The organism is Kribbella sandramycini, assembly GCF_013131805.1.
In the GTDB taxonomy this organism is placed as follows: Bacteria; Actinomycetota; Actinomycetes; order Propionibacteriales; family Kribbellaceae; genus Kribbella; species Kribbella sandramycini.
On record NZ_JABJRC010000032.1, the window covers coordinates 1 to 568 of the forward strand.

General features: G+C 71.7%; 1 pseudogene. It reads right to left on the reverse strand.

The features are described from left to right. A pseudogene (locus HPO96_RS38845) lies at positions 1–568 on the reverse strand (UvrD-helicase domain-containing protein); the annotation flags it as partial.

Below are 568 nucleotides of genomic sequence, written 5' to 3' on the forward strand. Positions count from 1 at the left end.
CCACGCGCAGGGTGACGGGGTCGAGGCCGGCCAGGTCCGCTTCCTGGACCAGGACGCCGCCGGGGACGCTGCGAATCTCGAGGGGCGACGCGCCGGCCAGCGGCCGCCCGACGGGCACCTCGAGCACGCGCAGCTTCTTCTTCGCGCGCCGGAGCTCCTCGAGCGCGTCCGCCTCGAACGCCGGCGCGAAGAGGATCTCGAGCAGGATCCCCGACAAGGCATCCGCGAGGCGCCGGTCGACGGGCCGGTTCACGCCGACGATTCCGCCGTAGATCGAGACCGGGTCGGACGCGCGGGCGCGCTCGAACGCGGCGCCGACGTCGGATCCGACGGCGGCCCCGCACGGGTTGGTGTGCTTGACGACGACGGAGGCGGGTTCCGCGAACTCCTGCAGGAGACCCAGCGCGCCCGCGAGGTCGAGGATGCTCTGCGTGGAGCGGTAGTTCTCCTCCAGGCGCAGCACCCGCGCCCCCGGGAAGTCCTTCTCGAAGTCGAGGATGTTGTTGATGTCGGCGCCCCGTCACGAGTAGATGGACTGGTCCTCGTCGCCGACCACGGTGATGTTGCC